General features: G+C 44.3%; 21 protein-coding genes. 4 read left to right on the forward strand and 17 right to left on the reverse strand.

Annotation, left to right across the window (positions count from 1 at the left end):
* Positions 1-237: 237 nt before the first annotated feature.
* From ACHZC4_RS09495 to msrA, 11 genes are all read right to left on the reverse strand, one after another.
* Complete coding sequence (locus tag ACHZC4_RS09495; RefSeq protein WP_394753603.1) at positions 238-1293, reverse strand: AI-2E family transporter; 1056 nt, start codon at positions 1291-1293, stop codon at positions 238-240.
* A gap of 108 nt (positions 1294-1401) precedes the next feature.
* On the reverse strand, positions 1402-4125 hold the full coding sequence (locus ACHZC4_RS09500) for a cation-transporting P-type ATPase (protein ID WP_394753604.1): 2724 nt from the start codon (positions 4123-4125) through the stop codon (positions 1402-1404).
* Positions 4122-4739: a DUF502 domain-containing protein gene (locus ACHZC4_RS09505; protein ID WP_394753605.1), complete on the reverse strand. Its 618-nt coding sequence runs from the start codon at positions 4737-4739 to the stop codon at positions 4122-4124. Before ACHZC4_RS09505 ends, ACHZC4_RS09500 begins: the two co-directional genes overlap by 4 nt.
* A 73-nt stretch (positions 4740-4812) precedes the next feature.
* Positions 4813-5238 (reverse strand): ion channel, encoded by a 426-nt coding sequence (locus ACHZC4_RS09510; RefSeq protein WP_394753606.1) that lies wholly within the window; start codon positions 5236-5238, stop codon positions 4813-4815.
* 133 nt (positions 5239-5371) lie between these two features.
* A complete protein-coding gene (locus ACHZC4_RS09515; RefSeq protein WP_394753687.1) occupies positions 5372-5515 on the reverse strand; it encodes a cation-transporting P-type ATPase in 144 nt (47 codons plus the stop codon).
* Positions 5516-5702: 187 nt separating this feature from the next.
* Positions 5703-5849: a hypothetical protein gene (locus tag ACHZC4_RS09520; protein ID WP_394753607.1), complete on the reverse strand. Its 147-nt coding sequence runs from the start codon at positions 5847-5849 to the stop codon at positions 5703-5705.
* Between the two features lie 96 nt (positions 5850-5945).
* On the reverse strand, positions 5946-6539 hold the full coding sequence (locus ACHZC4_RS09525; protein ID WP_394753608.1) for an OmpA family protein: 594 nt from the start codon (positions 6537-6539) through the stop codon (positions 5946-5948).
* Between the two features lie 45 nt (positions 6540-6584).
* The gene (locus ACHZC4_RS09530; protein ID WP_394753609.1) at positions 6585-7061 is read right to left on the reverse strand and encodes a hypothetical protein; all 477 of its coding nucleotides are present in this window, start codon (positions 7059-7061) and stop codon (positions 6585-6587) included.
* Between the two features lie 70 nt (positions 7062-7131).
* A complete protein-coding gene (locus tag ACHZC4_RS09535; protein WP_394753610.1) occupies positions 7132-7680 on the reverse strand; it encodes a response regulator transcription factor in 549 nt (182 codons plus the stop codon).
* Positions 7667-9040: an ATP-binding protein gene (locus tag ACHZC4_RS09540; RefSeq protein ID WP_394753611.1), complete on the reverse strand. Its 1374-nt coding sequence runs from the start codon at positions 9038-9040 to the stop codon at positions 7667-7669. The genes ACHZC4_RS09535 and ACHZC4_RS09540 overlap by 14 nt, the downstream gene beginning before the upstream one ends.
* Before the next feature lie 75 nt (positions 9041-9115).
* The gene (gene msrA, locus ACHZC4_RS09545; RefSeq protein WP_394753688.1) at positions 9116-9748 is read right to left on the reverse strand and encodes a peptide-methionine (S)-S-oxide reductase MsrA; all 633 of its coding nucleotides are present in this window, start codon (positions 9746-9748) and stop codon (positions 9116-9118) included.
* An 89-nt stretch (positions 9749-9837) separates the two neighbouring features.
* Here msrA and hslO point away from each other — a divergent pair, with 89 nt between their 5' ends.
* On the forward strand, positions 9838-10704 hold the full coding sequence (gene hslO / locus ACHZC4_RS09550; protein WP_394753612.1) for an Hsp33 family molecular chaperone HslO: 867 nt from the start codon (positions 9838-9840) through the stop codon (positions 10702-10704).
* Between the two features lie 12 nt (positions 10705-10716).
* Positions 10717-11478, forward strand: a complete 762-nt coding sequence (locus tag ACHZC4_RS09555; RefSeq protein ID WP_394753613.1) for a hypothetical protein — start codon at positions 10717-10719, stop codon at positions 11476-11478.
* Positions 11479-11712: 234 nt separating this feature from the next.
* Here ACHZC4_RS09555 and ACHZC4_RS09560 read toward each other — a convergent pair whose 3' ends face one another.
* Together ACHZC4_RS09560 and ACHZC4_RS09565 are read right to left on the reverse strand one after the other, a co-directional pair.
* Positions 11713-12819 (reverse strand): hypothetical protein, encoded by a 1107-nt coding sequence (locus ACHZC4_RS09560; protein ID WP_394753614.1) that lies wholly within the window; start codon positions 12817-12819, stop codon positions 11713-11715.
* A gap of 210 nt (positions 12820-13029) precedes the next feature.
* Positions 13030-13356, reverse strand: coding sequence for an EthD family reductase (locus ACHZC4_RS09565; protein WP_394753615.1), 327 nt, complete (start codon positions 13354-13356; stop codon positions 13030-13032).
* A gap of 124 nt (positions 13357-13480) precedes the next feature.
* Here ACHZC4_RS09565 and ACHZC4_RS09570 point away from each other — a divergent pair, with 124 nt between their 5' ends.
* Complete coding sequence (locus ACHZC4_RS09570) at positions 13481-14353, forward strand: LysR family transcriptional regulator (protein WP_394753616.1); 873 nt, start codon at positions 13481-13483, stop codon at positions 14351-14353.
* Between the two features lie 95 nt (positions 14354-14448).
* Positions 14449-15243, forward strand: a complete 795-nt coding sequence (locus tag ACHZC4_RS09575; RefSeq protein WP_394753617.1) for an RMD1 family protein — start codon at positions 14449-14451, stop codon at positions 15241-15243.
* A 74-nt stretch (positions 15244-15317) separates the two neighbouring features.
* Here ACHZC4_RS09575 and ACHZC4_RS09580 read toward each other — a convergent pair whose 3' ends face one another.
* The 4 genes from ACHZC4_RS09580 to ACHZC4_RS09595 all read right to left on the reverse strand — a co-directional run bounded on the left by ACHZC4_RS09580 (position 15318) and on the right by ACHZC4_RS09595 (position 17553).
* Positions 15318-15653, reverse strand: a complete 336-nt coding sequence (locus ACHZC4_RS09580) for a helix-turn-helix domain-containing protein (protein ID WP_394753618.1) — start codon at positions 15651-15653, stop codon at positions 15318-15320.
* A complete protein-coding gene (locus ACHZC4_RS09585; RefSeq protein ID WP_394753619.1) occupies positions 15628-15909 on the reverse strand; it encodes a BrnT family toxin in 282 nt (93 codons plus the stop codon). Before ACHZC4_RS09585 ends, ACHZC4_RS09580 begins: the two co-directional genes overlap by 26 nt.
* Before the next feature lie 638 nt (positions 15910-16547).
* Positions 16548-17195 (reverse strand): hypothetical protein, encoded by a 648-nt coding sequence (locus tag ACHZC4_RS09590; protein WP_394753620.1) that lies wholly within the window; start codon positions 17193-17195, stop codon positions 16548-16550.
* Positions 17196-17223: 28 nt separating this feature from the next.
* Positions 17224-17553: a hypothetical protein gene (locus ACHZC4_RS09595; RefSeq protein ID WP_394753621.1), complete on the reverse strand. Its 330-nt coding sequence runs from the start codon at positions 17551-17553 to the stop codon at positions 17224-17226.
* Positions 17554-17600: the final 47 nt, after the last annotated feature.

Consider the following 17600-nt stretch of genomic DNA (forward strand, 5'->3'; position numbering starts at 1 on the left):
GGTCGTCATTAGCCCATCCGTTTGTGTTAATGCTGTGGTATGAAACAAGGCTTGTGTTGATGGAGGCGGCGGTTTCTCGGCAAGTTGATGTGCCCGTAGCGTTTTAAATGCTGTGTGGCCTCCGTTTGTTTGGCTTAAACCCAAGGCAATTTCAGAAGCCTGGTTTTTCAGGGCTTGTTCTGCGGGCAGCGTAGCCAGTCCATTTGGGTTGCGGAGCCTGCTGCTAAGGCTACTGTCCTAAACTTGCTGCTGCTTAATCCATGCCTGCCATACCGATAGTAATACTGACAGGATCACTGGTCCTAAAAACAGACCCACTGCCCCAAATGTAGTAAGTCCGCCCAGTACGCCAAACAACACGACTAAAAATGGCACACGACTGGCACCACTGATGATGATAGGCCGGATCACGTTATCCACAGTGCTGACCGCCAGAAACCCCCACAGCAATAAACCTACGCCAGGCCAAGTCTGGCCATTAAGCAATAGCATGGTAGCCAATGGCAACCACACCAGCGTCGCGCCCATAGGAACCAATGCCAATAACGCGGTGATTGCCCCAAACAGCACTGGCGCTTTGACCCCTGCTACGGCATAGCCAACGCCAGCTAACATGCCCTGGCTCAATGCTGCTAGCACCAAACCGTAGACGACGGCGCGGGTGGTGTCTCCCGCCGCTTGCAGATAAACCTCCTGGTACTTGCCAAGAAAATGAATGAGGCCTAAGCGCAATTGCTTGATGGCTTCGTCGCCATCCCGAAAGCAAAAGAACACGGTGACTAAAATTACGCCTAGGTTCATCACATAACGGCCTATGCCGCCAAGAAATTGCGCGAACTGCCCCAACCACTGTTTTGCCCAATTGGCAAATTGCGTGCTTACCCCGGCCTGGTCGCTGTTCAGCCGATCTAGCCCCTGCTGTAAATAGTTGCCTAGCCAAGGGATACGGCTGAGAAATTCGGGTAGCCGAAAAGGCCCGTCAGCTGCATTATCGACCAAGGTTTGATAGGCAATAACGATTTCAGCTTGCAACATGGCCGCCAGCCAATATACCGTTAAAATGACTACTGCCGCGATGATGGCCGTCATCAGCGCTGCACTGAGCGTGGGCTTGTCGTTAAGCCAATGTCTCAGCCTTATATACAGCGGCCAGGCCACATAACTAATAATAAATGCCCAAATCAAGGAGACTAAAAACCCACGTAAAACCATAAAACTGAGCAGTAACAGACCCGCTAATAAAATGAGAGGGATAAGCAAGCGTATGGGTGGTTTAACGGAAAAGTTATTCATTTAAAGACAAAACTAGCATTTATCATAACGTCACCTTTTTGCAAATATTTATGTATAAAGAGTCCTTTAAATTACAGCAACCCTATTAAGAAAATACGATTCCCTGATTTATTTTTTGCTATTTTCGGTAGATGCTCTAGGTGTAAACAAACGCATGAAAAATTTTTCAATTTCAACCAGTATAAACACGCTTGATGCCACGGCGATAATCATTTGCCACGCAAGACCGTCGATAGCCGCCGTGCCGAATAACACCTGCATGGGCGGCCAATAAGTAAAGGCCATTTGCAAGTCCAGCAACACAAAAACAGCCAGCCATATCAGCTGATTGCCAAACAAGCCCTGTATATTAAGTACAGAGTGATGCAGATAGCGGCTGTTGAAGACATAAAATATTTCAAACAGCACCAGTGTATTCACTGTTACTGTCCGTGCTTGCTCAATTGACGCGCCGCGTGATTGTTCCCAGAGAAATAGCCCGAAAGTACCCATCAGCATAATGAAGGCGACAAACACGATGCGCCATACTAAAAACTTGGACAGCAATGGCTCATTCGGTTTTCTGGGCGGTCGGCTCATAATGTTGCGCTCAGGCGGTTCAAACGCCAGGGTGAGCGATAGCGTCACTGCGGTAATCATGTTCACCCACAGTATTTGCACGGCAGTGATAGGCAATATTTCACCCATAATAATCGCCGCAATGATAATAAAGGCTTCACCCGCACCGGTCGGCAAGATAAAAATAATCGACTTTTTCAAATTGTCGTAAATACCACGGCCTTCTTCAACGGCAGCGGCGATGGAGGCAAAATTGTCATCGGCCAAGACGATTTCACTGCTTTCTTTAGCCACTTCCGTGCCTTTTTTTCCCATCGATATGCCGACATCGGCACGTTTTAAGGCAGGGGCATCATTAACGCCATCACCGGTCATGGCGACGGTATGGCCATCGGCTTGCAGGGCGGAGACTAAGCGCAACTTGTTTTCTGGGCTGGTGCGTGCAAACACATCCACTGTACGAAGCGCGATTGTAAGTTCGCTGTCAGTCATGCGATCTACCCGCTCGCCGCTCAGTACCGAGCCATCGCCAATATTGATCTGCGTGGCAATGGCTGAGGCGGTGACGGTATGGTCGCCGGTAATCATCTTGACGCGGATACCGGCGTTTTGACACTTACGTACCGCATTAACCGCTTCAGCACGCGGCGGATCAATCATGCCAATAATACCCAGCAAGGTCAGCCCGTTGTCAGCATCGCCAAACGTAAGGTGCTTTTGTGTGGCGGGTAGGGTTTTAACGGCAATGGCCAGTAAGCGTTGGCCGTTACTGGCCATTTGCATCATGATCTGCTGCCAATGACCATTATCCAGTGGCTGGTCTTTGCCCGCTAAGCGTTGCCAGGCACACATCGCCAGCACCCGTTCTGGTGCCCCTTTTACAAACATAAACGCTTCGCCGCTGTGGTCATGGTGTAAAGTTGCCATGTAGCGATGCTCGGACTCGAACGGCAATGTGTCGGTACGCGGTAGGGCGTGATTTAGCAAATCGGTGTTGATACTGGCTTTGTGCGCCAAGGTGATTAACGCCGCTTCGGTAGGGTCGCCGTGTACCAGCCAATTGCCCGCTTGCTGCTCCAGGCGTGCGTTATTGCATAAGGCGGCGGCACGCAGCAGCTCATGTAAAGCGGGCTGTGTGCTGACATCAGTGCTTTTTTCCTCTATTTTAAAGTCCCCGATGGGTTCATAACCCACGCCGGACACGGTAAACAGCGTATTGTTGACAAATACCGATTTGGCCGTCATTTCGTTACAGGTGAGTGTACCGGTTTTATCCGAGCAGATCACTGTGACTGAGCCTAATGCTTCTACGGCGGGCAAACGTCTCACAATGGCTTTACGCTTGGCCATGCGCTGTACACCCATCGCCAGGGTAATGGTCATCACAGCAGGCAAGCCTTCTGGGATGGCAGCCACGGCCAGACCTACCACGGACATAAACAAGTCTGTGACTGACGAATGCTGAAAATACCAGCCATAAGCGAACGTAGCCGAGGCCACCACCAAAATGGCCACCGTTAGCCAAGTGCTAAAACCGGCAATCTGCCGCAGTAACGGCGTGGTCAAGTTTGACACGGTACGTAACAGAGTGCTGATGCGGCCAATTTCGGTGTTGTCGCCGGTATTGATAACCAGCCCACCCGCCGTGCCGTAAGTAATTAAAGTGCCTGCGTAAGCCAGACAAAATCGGTCACCCAAGGGGGCTGCACTGTCGGTAGTGGCGATGTTTTTTTCAACCGGTAAAGATTCGCCGGTGAGCATGGATTCATCAACGCGCAGATTTTTAACCTGCAACAACCGTAAATCGGCCGGTACTTTGTCGCCACTTTCCAGACTGACTACATCGCCTGGCACCAGTTGTTCGGCGGGTACGGTAAAATAGTGGCCGTCACGGTACACGGTGGCCGTTGGGGTGAGCATATTGCGTATGGCATCCAGCGCTTTTTCTGCCTTGCCTTCCTGAATAAAACCAATCAGCGCATTAATGACCACCACGCAGATAATCACGCCGCTGTCCGTCCAATGGCCAATGGCCGCCGTTACGCCAGCCGCCGCCAGCAATACATACACCAAAACATTATGGAACTGGCTTATAAAGCGTTTAAAAACACCCCGTTTGCCAACGGAAGTCAGTTTATTGAAGCCGTATTTTGCTAACCGCTGCTGGGCTTCTTGGCTGCTTAAGCCTTGTTCATTGCAGTTTAAAGCGGCACAGGTTTCATCTTGTGTCAGCGTATGCCACAGATTACGCTCTGTTGAGGTGGTTTTTTTCATGACGATGCCCCTGCGTGGTTTAGGTCAGCCAATTTTTCAAGCTCTTCTTTTTGCAGCAAATCCACCCCGACACTGACAATAAAGCTAGTGACGGCTTCAATATCCATGCTCGATTTAACGACTTTTGAGCGGTGGACAACCAAGGTGAAGCCGGATGTCGGATTGGGTGAAGTGGGCACGTAAACTACCAGCATTTCACCGGCTTTGTTGGTGACATAACCTGGTACCCATAAACCATCCTTGGGGTATTCAAGAAACACAATTTCTTTAGCGAGACTTTTTTCCTGATTACCGAGCAGATTGACCAGCTTTTGGCTAACGCGGTAAATGGTTTTAATCATGGGGATGCGGTTAATGAACACTTCCATCTGTGACAATAACCAGAGTTTTTCAGATTTGCTGACCCGATAGCCGATATAGGCGATGGCACTAAAAGACAGCGTAAAGGCTAAAACTGTCACAAAGATATTGTTGGAGTAGCCGTAAACGTAAATAAACAAGTTCCTGAGGATGGTTTCCAAAAACGCCAGCACTTGCAGGACGATCACAATCGGAATGACCGCCAAAATACCGACGATAAAATATTTCAAGCTGGATTTCATAAAGCTAAGCATGTTTAACTCCTGATTCAGTGTATAAAAACGTGATCATTATTGAGAATTTTTAAGTCAATGCGTTAGTCTAAGGTTACATGGCTTTCCACTGTTTTTGCATTTCCAAAAACATAAAAGAAGCTGTCCAGCTTATTAATACCAAGCCGGTTAATGCTTCCAGCCCTGCCAGAAAGCGAAGGTCACCGGTTGGTTTAATATCACCTATGCCCAACGAGGTGTAGGTGGTAAAGGAAAAATAACTGCAATCCATCAAGCTATTATTAAAGTGTCCCTCTAATGTGCCAAAGTAAGTTGAGCGTATTTTAAAATAATACGCAAAAGCAAACAGCCAGATTTCGATAACATGGGCAAATAACGCGCCAAAAACGCCGACCAAGACCCGCAAACGAGGCTTTATGTTAAGCCAAGGCAGCAAAATGGATAAACCATTCAGTGCCTCAAAATGAATCAAAACGGCAATGCCGACAATAATGCTATTGATGATAAATGTGAATATCATTTTTATATTGGTGTAAAACTAGGTAAGTTCGATTAATTACACAGTATATACTTGATGTTCAAGTTTTTAATTCTTGACTTTAGAGAGTTCTGCTAAATCAAGGCTTACAGTCATAAGCATCATCTTGTAGGATCTAAAGTCTATTGACAGAAACACCTTGATTATCCACCGATGTTAGCTTATTAAGCCCGTATTGCGTTGAGCGCTGCTGGGCTTCTTTTGCGCTTAAGCCGTGTTCTGTGCAATTTAAAGCCGAACAAGTTTCATCTTGTGTCAGCGTATACCAGAGATATTGATCAGTCGGGGATTTTTTTTCATGATGTCTGGTTTCATTCGTAGCTCAAGGTAAGCTTTTCAAACTCTTCTTTTTGCAGCACATTAATATCAGCACCCACACTATCAATAAAGCGGGTGACGGCTTCAATAATTGCAGTCAGCGGCTGCACTAAAAGTAGTTTTGTTGTTTAGCAGATGCCTAAGTTTTCGGTAAAGCGGCCACATGACGAGGCAATAATAAACGCAATACCAAAAAGCTCAGTAATAAAAGAACCTGTTAAAAAAAGTCCTGGAATGACAAATCGCGTCGGCGACTTAAAGGGCAAATCGGTCATAAATGAATGGATCAAGTTAAACAATGTACAAAGTTTACTCCGAAATAATTGTTCAGCAGCTACAGTTGTTCAACTTGTTTTATACAGCATTCTTAGTTAACGCACTTCTATTTCTACACGTCGATTACGCGGCTCGGCAACCTCATCGGCAGTGGGTACAGCAGGATCATTTTCGCCATAATAACGTACATCTAAACAATCACCTTTAAGCCCCGCCATTTTCAGCACGTTGGCCACAGATTCAGCACGCTGTAGAGAAATCCCCTTGTTGGTATTATTATCACCGGTGCGATCACTGTGGCCAATAACGCTGGTATCACAGGAATTACGGGTCTGTATTGACTGGTAGACCGTCTTTAATTGCGCTGTGGCATCAGACGGTAACTCGGCGGAACCTGAAGGAAATAAAAGCGTGTAATGCAAGGGCGGTGCTGGCTCATTCGCCAGCGCCGTGCCAAACATGTCCTGAATTTTAGTGTTATCGAAAACTTCTACCTGGGTTGGCAGTTTATCGGCTTTCCCAGCAAAAGTGCTTGCACCCGCCTGACTGAGCAGTTGCTCTCCGGCTTTGGTCTTTACCGATACCTTGCCCACTTTACCGCTGGCATCGGGAACCAAAACGACGGTTGTGCCGGAACACCCTGCCAGCATAAAGCCAAACATTGCAAAAAATACTGTGCTGCGTTTCATTCCATCCCCCGACATCCTTACCGAATGCCCAAAAGTGAGCGAGCCTTATTTTACTTCGATCAACACCTTGGTACCGTGTAGACCCAACGTTGATGTCGGCGTTATAAACTTAACTGATTCTGGAGAAATCCTGCCGATTGCGCCTGAGGTAAAAGCAACCGTGCCTTGAGATACTTTTGAGATAAATGACACATTACGCTCAGCCGGTTTAAACAGAAAATCGACAATCTCAAAGTGGGTTTCAGGCCCCAACGACAAAACCGAGCCATCCATAAAAATAATGCCAACCGCTGCATCCGCTTTAGTCACGACGATATCACCCAGATATAATTTAGTGCCAATATTAATGGCGGCTTCAACACTGTTATGGATGACAGCCGCAGGTGGCTGATAAGTTTTCACCATACCCACATAATTTTCATCAGCAAAAACCGGCAGATTAACCATAGCAATCAGTCCAAGCAAAATAGTGATTATTCGGCTCTTGAAAAATAATGGAAAAATTTTCATGATTTCAGTCATACCTCATTCTTTATAACACGCCCATTATCTAGGCCATGCCTTTCACGCAAACCCAAATGATGATTTCACCCTATCCTTTTACCGGTCTTTTATCCAGTTTTCTCTGCAAAGTACGCCGGTGCATATTCAATGCTCTAGCTGTCGCGGCTATATTACCCTCGTGTTGCAATAGCACTTTTTGCAAATGCTCCCATTCCAAGCGCTTTACCGAAAATGGCTGTTCCCTGGGTAGCACCGACGAATCACCTACGTTTTTATACAAGGCATTAATAATTTCTTCAGTATTTGCTGGTTTGGTTAAATAATGCGTTGCGCCAAGCTTTATGGCTTCAACCGCTGTGGCAATACTGGCAAAACCCGTCAGCATCACACACACAGTTTTTTCATCCAGCGAAATAAGCTTTTTTACCAACTCCAAACCAGATTCATGACCAATGCGTAAATCAATCACCGCATATTCTGGTAAGTTCTGTTCGGCCAAAAGAATACCATTTTTTACATTATTGGCAACCAATACTTCATAATTTCGCTTTTCCAGCGCACTTTTTAACACATTGCAAAAAGTTTCGTCATCGTCCACCAGTAAAAGGCGCGGCTTATCCAATTCATTCTCTATCATCACTTTCCTCTGTCTGTAAAAGTGGAAGCGTTATTTCCACACATGCGCCTCCGGAATCCAGGTTACCGAAATTAATTTGCCCCCCTAAACGCTTAATGGTCGAATAAGTTAAAAACAAGCCGACACCCAAACCCCGTTTTTGGCTGATAACAGGCGTTTTTCCAGCAAACTCAACCAATTCTGGCGGCATCCCTGGACCAAAATCGCGAATTTTAAGATGAATATAGTGCATATCCCAAGCGGCATGAAATTCTAAACCTTGTTCAGGGTTTGTTGCCTCAGCAGCATTGTTTAACACGTTAATGATGGAATGAGTCAGCGTTCTTTCGGCAATAATACTGGCTTCACTGGCGATATCCGGGCTAATAAAAAGGCAGAGTTTTGCACCGGGTTTATGGGTGCGCCATTGTTCCAGCACTCCATCGATATAGTCAATGACCGACATAATTCGCCCAGATTCCGCACGCATTTCACCTGCCGAAGCTGACATTAGCGATAACGCCTGCTTACAGCGGCTGATTTGCTGCTGCACAATAATAATTTTTTCATGTAAATCAGGAAACCGGTGAACCGGAAAATCTTGCTCCAACTCATGGGCAACAATGGCTATCGTGCCTAACGGCGTGCCCATATCATGCGCCGCACTGGCTGCCAGCGTACCCAACGCGACTATTTTCTCATCTCTTAAGGCATTTTCTCGCGCTTCTGCCAGGCTTCGTTCCTGATTTTTTAGCGTTCTTGCTAATTCAACAACAAAAAATGCAACTAAACCCGCACTAAACACAAAACCCGACCACATACCGAACATGTGCAGATTAAAATATTCCATATCGCGCATTTCGTGGGTCATTTGCAACTCTACAAAATGCTCCATATCGGGATGTAGCATGGCAGGATTAATCATGTGCGGTTCTATTGAGGGCAACGGCACATTAAAGGCAATAAGCATGGTGTACATGGATGATGTCAAAATCACCATATACCATGCGTAAGCTTGCGGCAACATGATTGCGGTAATAATCAGCGGCAATAAAAACACCCAGGTAATCGGGTTTGATGCGCCGCCGGTCAGGTATAACAAAGAGGTAATGGCAAAGACATCAATAGAGATATGCGAAAAAATCTCTACATCGGTCACCGGTTTTTCGGATTGTATGCGCATTGAGGTATACACATTGACAATAATAATCGATACCATAACCAGCCACAATTGCTGTTCAGGTATGCGAATATTAAGACCGTAAATGCACAAAATAATCAAAATAGCTTCGCTGAGTATCATCAAGTTTCTGAGGATAAACAGCCATTTTAAATTTTTACGGACAACATCTTCCGATAAGTCTGAAACGTGTGAAAGCATAAAATATTTAGGAGTAACACAACAGTGAAAAAAATCAGGTAAAACGCCGAATTCAATGATGACAACGAGCTTTTGCTAACAGAACCCAACACCTAAACCGCCCAGACCACAATAGCCTTGTGGATTTTTAGCCAGATATTGCTGATGATAATCTTCAGCATAATAAAACGGGTCGGCAGCCATAATTTCGGTGCTAATTTCGCCAAAACCAGCGTCTGTTAAGCACTGCTGATAATGTACTTTTGAGCTATTAGCTTCATCAAATTGTTCTTGGCCGTAGGTATAAATGCCCGATCGGTATTGTGTGCCGACATCGTTGCCCTGCCCCATGCCTTGCGTGGGATTGTGTGCTTGCCAAAATAATATCAATAGTTGCTGGTAAGTAATCAAAGCCGGATCATAATTAACCAATACCACTTCGTTATGGCCTGTAAGCCCTGTACAAACCTCATCGTAGGTGGGGTTAGGTGTAAAACCGGCGCTATAGCCAACCGCTGTACTGAACACATTGGGAAGTTGCCAAAACTTGCGTTCAGCACCCCAAAAACACCCTAAACCAAAAACGGCCTGTTGGATAGATTCGGGGAAAGGCGGCACTATCGGATTGCCGTTTACAAAATGCCGGTTGGTGATGACCATAGGTGCATCTCGCCCAGGTAAAGCACTGTCTTGCGAGGGCATGACGGTTTTTTTTGTCGAAAAAATCATAATTTTTGAGCCCATTAACACTGTGTTAAGCTAAAGGTTACTATGATTCCTATTCATAATCAAAGCTTGAAACTTTTCATCGGAGCAGCATGAGCAACCAAGATTTTTTACACCGATTTTTATTTGAAGAACAGGGTATTCGCGGCGAATGGATTCAACTGACTGACAGCTGGCAGGCTATTAAAAAAAACCAACAGGGGCCTGAACCAGCACAACAACTGCTAGGCCAAGCCTTGGCCGCCGTGGCCATGTTATCGGCAACCATTAAATTTGAAGGCTCGTTAATTTTACAAGCCCAAGGCGATGGCGCGATTAAAACATTGGTGGCGCAGGCGACTCATGATCGAAAAATAAGAGGCCTGATAAGAAGCGACGCTTTTGTGCCCACCGGCTCGCTGGAGGATATGTTTGGATCAGGTAATCTCGTCTTGACCATAAAGCCTGATCATGCCGATCCTTATCAAGGCATTATTGCGCTTCAGGGGCAAAATTTGGCAATGGCATTTGAAGGTTATTTTAGCCAATCCGAGCAACTTAAAACCCGTCTGTGGTTATTTGCCAATGACACTCAGGCCGTAGGTTTCTTATTACAGCAATTGCCCGGCAACACCGATTCTAGCCATTGGGAACATATCGAAATACTGGCGAACACCCTTAAAGAACACGAATTAATGACGCTAAATTGCCAGCAAATATTATATCGTTTGTTTCATGAAGAAAATATACGCTTGTTTGAGGCAGAGCCCGTCAGTTTTCAATGTATTTGTTCGAAGGCCAGAATCGAAACCATACTAAAAAATCTGGGACAAGAAGAGCTGGATAGTATTTTGCGTGAGCGCGGTAATGTTGAAGTTGGCTGTGAATTCTGCAACACCAATTATCATTTTGACGCCATAGATATTACCAAGCTTTTTTCTTCGCAGGACTTTGCACAGTCCTCTACCACACGGCACTGAGGTATTATGACCATGACATCGCTTACCCATCGTAGTCTGCGTTTTATCTGCCTGATATTAATAGCCTGTTCTTTGTCGGCGTGTGTTTACTGGATGCGCGCCTATCAAGTTTATTTGCAGATGAGCGAGTTTGACCGTTATTTTGATGTCGTGGTTAGCGACGATTTCAGTTTGCACTTCAAAAAGCCAATTATGCTCAGTGAAGATTTTGTATCGTTGTCCAAACTTCATGCCAGCGAAGAAACCGCTTTAGCCGATGGCAAAAAATGGCGTTACTGGTTTCGTAAAGTTAACGGCTATAAAAAACCCGTTACGCCCGAAGTGAAATTTTATTCAGACTTAACCTTCAACAAACAAAACCAACTCACTGCATGGACATTTTCGTCGTTGTTTTTACAGATAGCACCGCCGAAATTTCTGGAAGCTTCTTTGCGCTCGCTAGGGGGTGCAGAAATCAACAAAGCCGAGATGCAGTTACAGGGCAATAGCGCTGCAGTAGAAAAAATTGCCGACGATTTGCCTAAAAAAGACACGATAATCGCAAAATTGGGTAAACCTTTTGAAATTAAACCGGATAAAGGCCAGGAAATTTATACCTATCTGTTTTTGCTGGACACGCCGCATATCGACAAAGGCTATGAAGACAGGGCATTAAGTGAAGTTAAGCTATCCTTCGATAAAAAAAGCCACGAACTGGTAAGAATGGCGGGACGGTTTGCAGGGCTTAAAATATCGATTAATTACCGCAAGTTTCAGGATGAGAAAGCTAAATAATCCGGCTTCCAACTTAAGGCGGGACAGGTGAAGGTGTGCCGTTCGTGGTGAGCCATTCGACTAGCTCATGAGAGCCTTGTCGAACCATGAGCGGCACACAGCACACCCTTCGACAAGCTCAGGCCGAACGGTGTGCCTTATTGAGTGTCCCGTCTTATGTGTGTAGCCAATAATCCTAAGGAAAATAAAATGCAGAGACGCAAAATCTTGCGTCTCTGCATCGTAAAGCCGAACTTAATTAGTTTGCACAGCCTTGAAAAAACCAATAATATCTTTATTTTTTCCAGGCCATTCCGGATGCATCCCCGTGCCTTCACAGTACCAGGTTTGTACGCCGTTTTTACAGCCACTGTAAGCAACGCAACCTTCAACACCCTCTACTGGCGTAGTATGGGGTAAAGGCTTTCCGGCTTTAAGATCTTCGGCTTTTTGTGCCAGCTCTTGCTGATAATAGCTTTCCCAACCGCCAGCCCCCGATATGGCCTTTCGATCAGTTACCTTATAAGTTTTAGTGTCGCATTTATTGCATTTTGCCCACCATTCAATCGCGTGTTTGCCAAAGTTTGGAAATAGCTTATCGCGGCTGCTGTGCATGAGCATAACTGGCGTAGGCTTCACACAGTTACGGTCAGCCAGATCCTCGCCGGTAATACCCACGGCGCTAGGTGCGATGGCAGTTGGAATATGCTTGGTACCGTTAAAAAAAGCGATGCCCATAGCAATCGTGCCACCGTCCGAATGACCAGTCATGAATATTCTTTTTTTATCGATGCACCATTTTTCTTCAACAACCTTAGGTATGTTAGCCAATTGGACCACCGCTTCAGGTGACAAGGCACGATGATCAGCATAGGCCACAATAAATCCTGCCGCTGTCGCTTCTTTAGTAAGATAAGTAAAATCTTCCGTTTGGCTCCGATCTTTTCCGGCTGGTGCGTAGACCATCAGTAAAGGATGCGCGATGGTGTCGTTATAATTAGCTGGCGTTCTAACGGAATAATAAACACCGTCATCGGTTTTTTCATCGTCACTGGCACCCGCGTTACCTGACTTTGATCCCGCCTGACATCCCGCTGTCGCCACATCATTACTGTAAGTTGCCTCACTTAAAACGATGCCTTCTTTAGCCGCCTCAGTGACATGCTCATCAACGGTATAATATGTCCGGCTCGCGCCCGTAAACCCAATCATAAACAAGGCTATAGATAATACCACCGCCGACATGACCTCCATTTGTTTGCCACGAAAACGCAACCATTCTGTCTTGAATAAACCCACAAAAAAAACAACAAACGAAGCGACAATCAATAATCTGAAAAAATACAGGAATAATGTATTCATGGGGTTAGCCTTAACGAAAGATACGGGGTTACGAAAATATCCACTGGAATGCTAACTGATGTTATGCATTGTCCACAAGCACAAAGAACACGAAAACCAAGAGCAACTACTGCCAAGATGGCAAATTCTGCCTGCATATTTGGAGAGCTAAGCTGTCTTAGCTCTCGGATGAATAGCAACGACCTAGCGTAGATTAATTAAAGATCAGATTTAAAAATCAAAACTCTCAACGTCAGCTGTCATAAACAAAGGTGCGCCACCGCTGGAAATTTTAACCGCATGGCCAGCGGTTTCTTGTCCACCGGGTGAATTCAGGCAGGTTTCCAATGCCTGCATGGAAGGAAAATAGACTTCGGCAATACGATGATAGGGCGCTTGCGCTTGACCGGGTGCTGAAGTGATTAAAGAGGCGACAAAGCGGGTTTTACCCGCCAACTTTTCCACGGCCATCGGTACGTGTTCTTGCTCATACAGACGTTCAAAGGTTTCAAGATCGGTGGGTGTGGGGTACATGACAATTAATTTTGCTTCTTTCATGGCAAAGCCTCTTCATAGGGTTTGTTTATGTTGGGAGCCATCATATTACCTATTTATAAGGCTTGTAAAATACTAACTTTCTATGAAAGAATAGGTTTTGTCTATATAAGTTCAGGTTGGTTTTATGGAGATGCACCAAATCCGTTACTTTTTAGCGGTGTGTGATCATGGCAGTTTTACCCGCGCTGCTCAATTTAGTTACATTTCCCAGCCCTCATTAACCCAGGCCATCAAAAAACTGGAAGATGAATTAGGCGGGGAATTGTTCACCCGTGACCGCTCCGGTTGTTTGTTAACCTCGCTTGGCCGTGTAGTTGAACCTAATTTTCGCAAAATTTACAAGACAACAGTCACCACCAAAGCGGATGCCATTCGCTTTACCCATCTCAATAACATTCCCTTACGCATTGGCCTAATGGCAACCATCGGCGCACAGCGGTTAAGCCCGGTCTTTGCACAGTACCAGCAAGAATTCCCCAATATTGAGTTTGAACTGATTATTGACACCGAAACCAATTTGCTGACCCAACTGGAAGCTGATTTTCTGGATTTAGTGATTAGCGCCCCGCTACAATTACTCAGCGCACCTTATCAATCAACATTATTGTATACGGAACGTTATGTGGTGGCCTTTAGCACTAACCACCGTTTTAATCAGCTGACTAAAATCGATTTGAAAGAAATTCAGTTAGAGCCTTATCTGGATCGGCTAAATTGTGAACTAAGAGAAAGTTTGCGGGCTATTTGTCAGGATCAGGAAATCAACCTTTATGCGGCTTACCGTAGCAATAGTGAAGACTGGATTATTAATTTGGTACGCGCTAGTATGGGTGTAGCGTTAATGCCTGAGTACAGCTTGCCTTTAAATGCAGACGATGTGCAGTGCCGTTACCTGTGTAATCCAGAAATTAGCCGTAAGATTTATGCTATTTATTACCCGCATAACCCAAAAAAGATTGAAATTAAAAGCTTGCTTGCCAGTCTAAGCCATAGCTAATCTTATCGGGCGAACCCATTTAAAAAGTACAAGAAATTGGGACATTAAATACCCACCCCTAAAATAACTATCTTGATTACCTTTAAGAGTGATTTATGTCTGAACAACCTGCTGTCATGCAATGCACCGCTTTTTGTCTCGCGCAAAGTTTTGATATTAGCGCGTTAGCAAAATTGCTGTCTGAGACCACGTTAATTCGCATTATTAAAGGCGCATTAATGATTGAGGATACGCTCGCTTGGTCAGTGGTGTTTTCTTACGGCGCGGTTGTACATTGGAATGTCAGTGCAGAGCAGCAAGGAAAATTACATCAGCTGCTATTAAATCATGCCGAAAATCCGCTGACCACACTCGAAGAAGATAACTTCACCTTTGAACTGGATTGTGCCAGCACACGCATAGTTGAAGATTATATTGAAATTGAATCGTCTGATCCTATTGTCTTGTTCTCGCTATCGCAAGGTCTGGCGCAATCCATAAAACTGGCTTCCTTTGAAACCAATGCCATTACCACCATCAATAACACGCGTTATATTCCTAAATCATTGGCGGAAAAAGGCAAAATCAATCTTAGCCGACATAAAATCGCCCAAATTCGTGGCCAATTGTTTTTAACCAAAAGCGATATTATTCTCAATTATGATTTACTTGATACACCTGATTTCTTTTGGGAATACCCCGAATACGAAAACTACTACAGCATCATGGCAAAATATCTGGAAGTAGCGCCGCGCACCAGTGTGTTGTCAAAAAAACTGGAAACCATACATGAGTTGTTTGAGATGCTGGCGGATGAACAAAAGCATCGGCATTCGTCGATTTTAGAATTGATTATTATTGGCTTGATTGCCTTTGAAATTGCAATGACTTTAGTGGATAAGGTATTTTAATTTGAAGAGAACAAAGTAAGGTATCGTTTTTTACCTCACCCTCCTACATAAGCAAACTGCCTCAATCTTACTGATTATTTTAGTGCTGCCAAAGCAGCTTCAGGTGCTTTATCGAGTATTTTTAACAGGGTTTTTGCTGCCCCTGTCGGACGACGTTTACCTTGTTCCCAGTTTCGAATAGTATCGAGTGATACCTCTATGCGATGAGAAAATTCTGTTTGGCTTAAACCAAGCCGTTTACGAACCCGACGTGCAAATTGAGCCGCATCTAATAAAGCAATAGTTTCGTCGATGTGTTGATGCGCGGCGATGTCCTGTTCGCTAGTAGCGTTTAAACGCTCAGGGTCAATCCGTCCTTTGGGGAGGGTTGCTGGATTGTTTGGGTCAATACTGACTTTGATTGTTTTCATAATGCTTTATCTCACGTTGGTTAGCTTTTCGTGCTGAAATAATTCGAATGGTAGAGCCTCGCAGTGTGTAAACAACAACGAATGTGCGTTGCTCAATTAAGCCTAAAAGCTGATAACGCTCTTCACCGTAATCCCAGCGGGTATCTTTTTTAATAATGCGATTTTGATCAATGAAGGCTTGCACCACATAATCAAAATCAAAGCCCCGTTGTACGAAGCAAGCCTCACTTTTATTTTCATCCCATTCAAAATTCATAGCGAGAGTGTAGTTCATTGGACTACCAATAACAACTGTGAGTAGCTAGAAAGTTCGATACGCCAACATTTCCATAAATGCAGGACATCTTAAGTCGGAACCGGCTTTATTAACTTTGATTTTTGGGCTACACACATAAGATGGGACGCTCAATAAGGCACGCCGTTCGGCCTGAGCTTGTCGAAGGGGTGAAGGTTTGCCGCTCATAGTTCGACAAGGCTCTCATGAGCTAGTCGAATGGCTCACCACGAACGGCACACCTTCACCTGTCCCGACTTAAGTTTGAAGCCGATTTTTGGTAGTTTGCTAATAAAAACCCAGTTTATGAATTAATTATTGATCTCGAATATCTAAGTTTTACTGCAACCTTTAACGCACTGTTTTTAAAGCAAAGTTGTGTGCCGATAAAAAGCGCGGTAGGTAGACAAAAAAGCTACCTACCGCGCTAGACTAATAAAGAAACAGTTCTGCCGAAAAAACAGTTGCAACCATTACGCTAATTCCTTAAATACAAATTTGCGCATCTTTAACTGTGCACGTCATCTTTAAAAATATTTTCGGAGATCCCTCTCCCAAATTTATTTTTTACCAAATGCTGATATTGCTTGATGCTATAATGCCATTTAGTAGCTGATGTCTTAATAAGCTGGTGTGTTGTCCTTTATGAGTTTCACAGATACAAGTTTACTTAAAACTCCTCCCCCGTCGTCGTAGCTAACTTTTACCAATCCAGAAATCTTGCATATATCGTCCTGTTGGCATTTTTTAAATATTTTGGCGGCCATTTTGCTATCAGAGAGAAAAGTTAGGCCCGGTCCACCGTTGATGTCCTCGATACCTGAATCAAGTGTCCCGTACAATATCTTACCGGTTACAGTCATTTTTTTAAGCTTACCCGCGTCAGATGCAACTGGTGGGGTTGGATCATCGCCATAAAGATCTGAAACACAGGGTTTGCCGTCGCCCATGCAATCCTTATCTATTTTTCCGTTAGTTAATGAATAAATTTTGTCACCTTTTAAAAGCCATTCTTCACCATCTTTTGATTTAATATGATTCGAAAATTTACCCTTATATAAAACTGAACTCCCACTTGTTCCATAATGTTTTATTATGGCGCTGCCATTTTTGTTGATGGTGATTGATTCCCCTGTTCCTGTTCCACCGGAAAAATTAAACGATTTTGTGCCAATAAATGGTAGCTTTCCTCGTGCAATGGCGACATCATTAACCAAAAAACATGCGGCTAATAATGATATTGAAATTATTAAGTTAGTTTTTTTCATAGTGAGAACCTTTTTATTAACAAAGACTTTATTTAATGACATCATGTAAAACAGCTTTTAAAAAAGCCTTGGTATTATTGTTTTTTGGTTGTGGCAATGGATTGCCGACTTGGTCAAATGGCTCTAGGCTTGAAGATACTACTACCGTTCCATTAGCATATAGTTGAGCCAAATCACAGATCGCAAACCATTTGTTAAAGGTACTACCACCCCCATTAGAGTTGTTAATCCGAACGAATAAAACATCATGTGAATTTTTTCCAACTTCATAATTAAGGGTAGATTTTCTTTTACTCAAACAACTAGATTTTTTTACTATTTGAATTGGTGAATATAAATTGGAAGGCACAAGGGTCATAATATTCCTGAAAATTAAATAAAAAAGTAAACTTTAAACATACAACA

The organism is Crenothrix sp., from assembly GCF_043729335.1.
In the GTDB taxonomy this organism is placed as follows: Bacteria; Pseudomonadota; Gammaproteobacteria; order Methylococcales; family Methylomonadaceae; genus Crenothrix.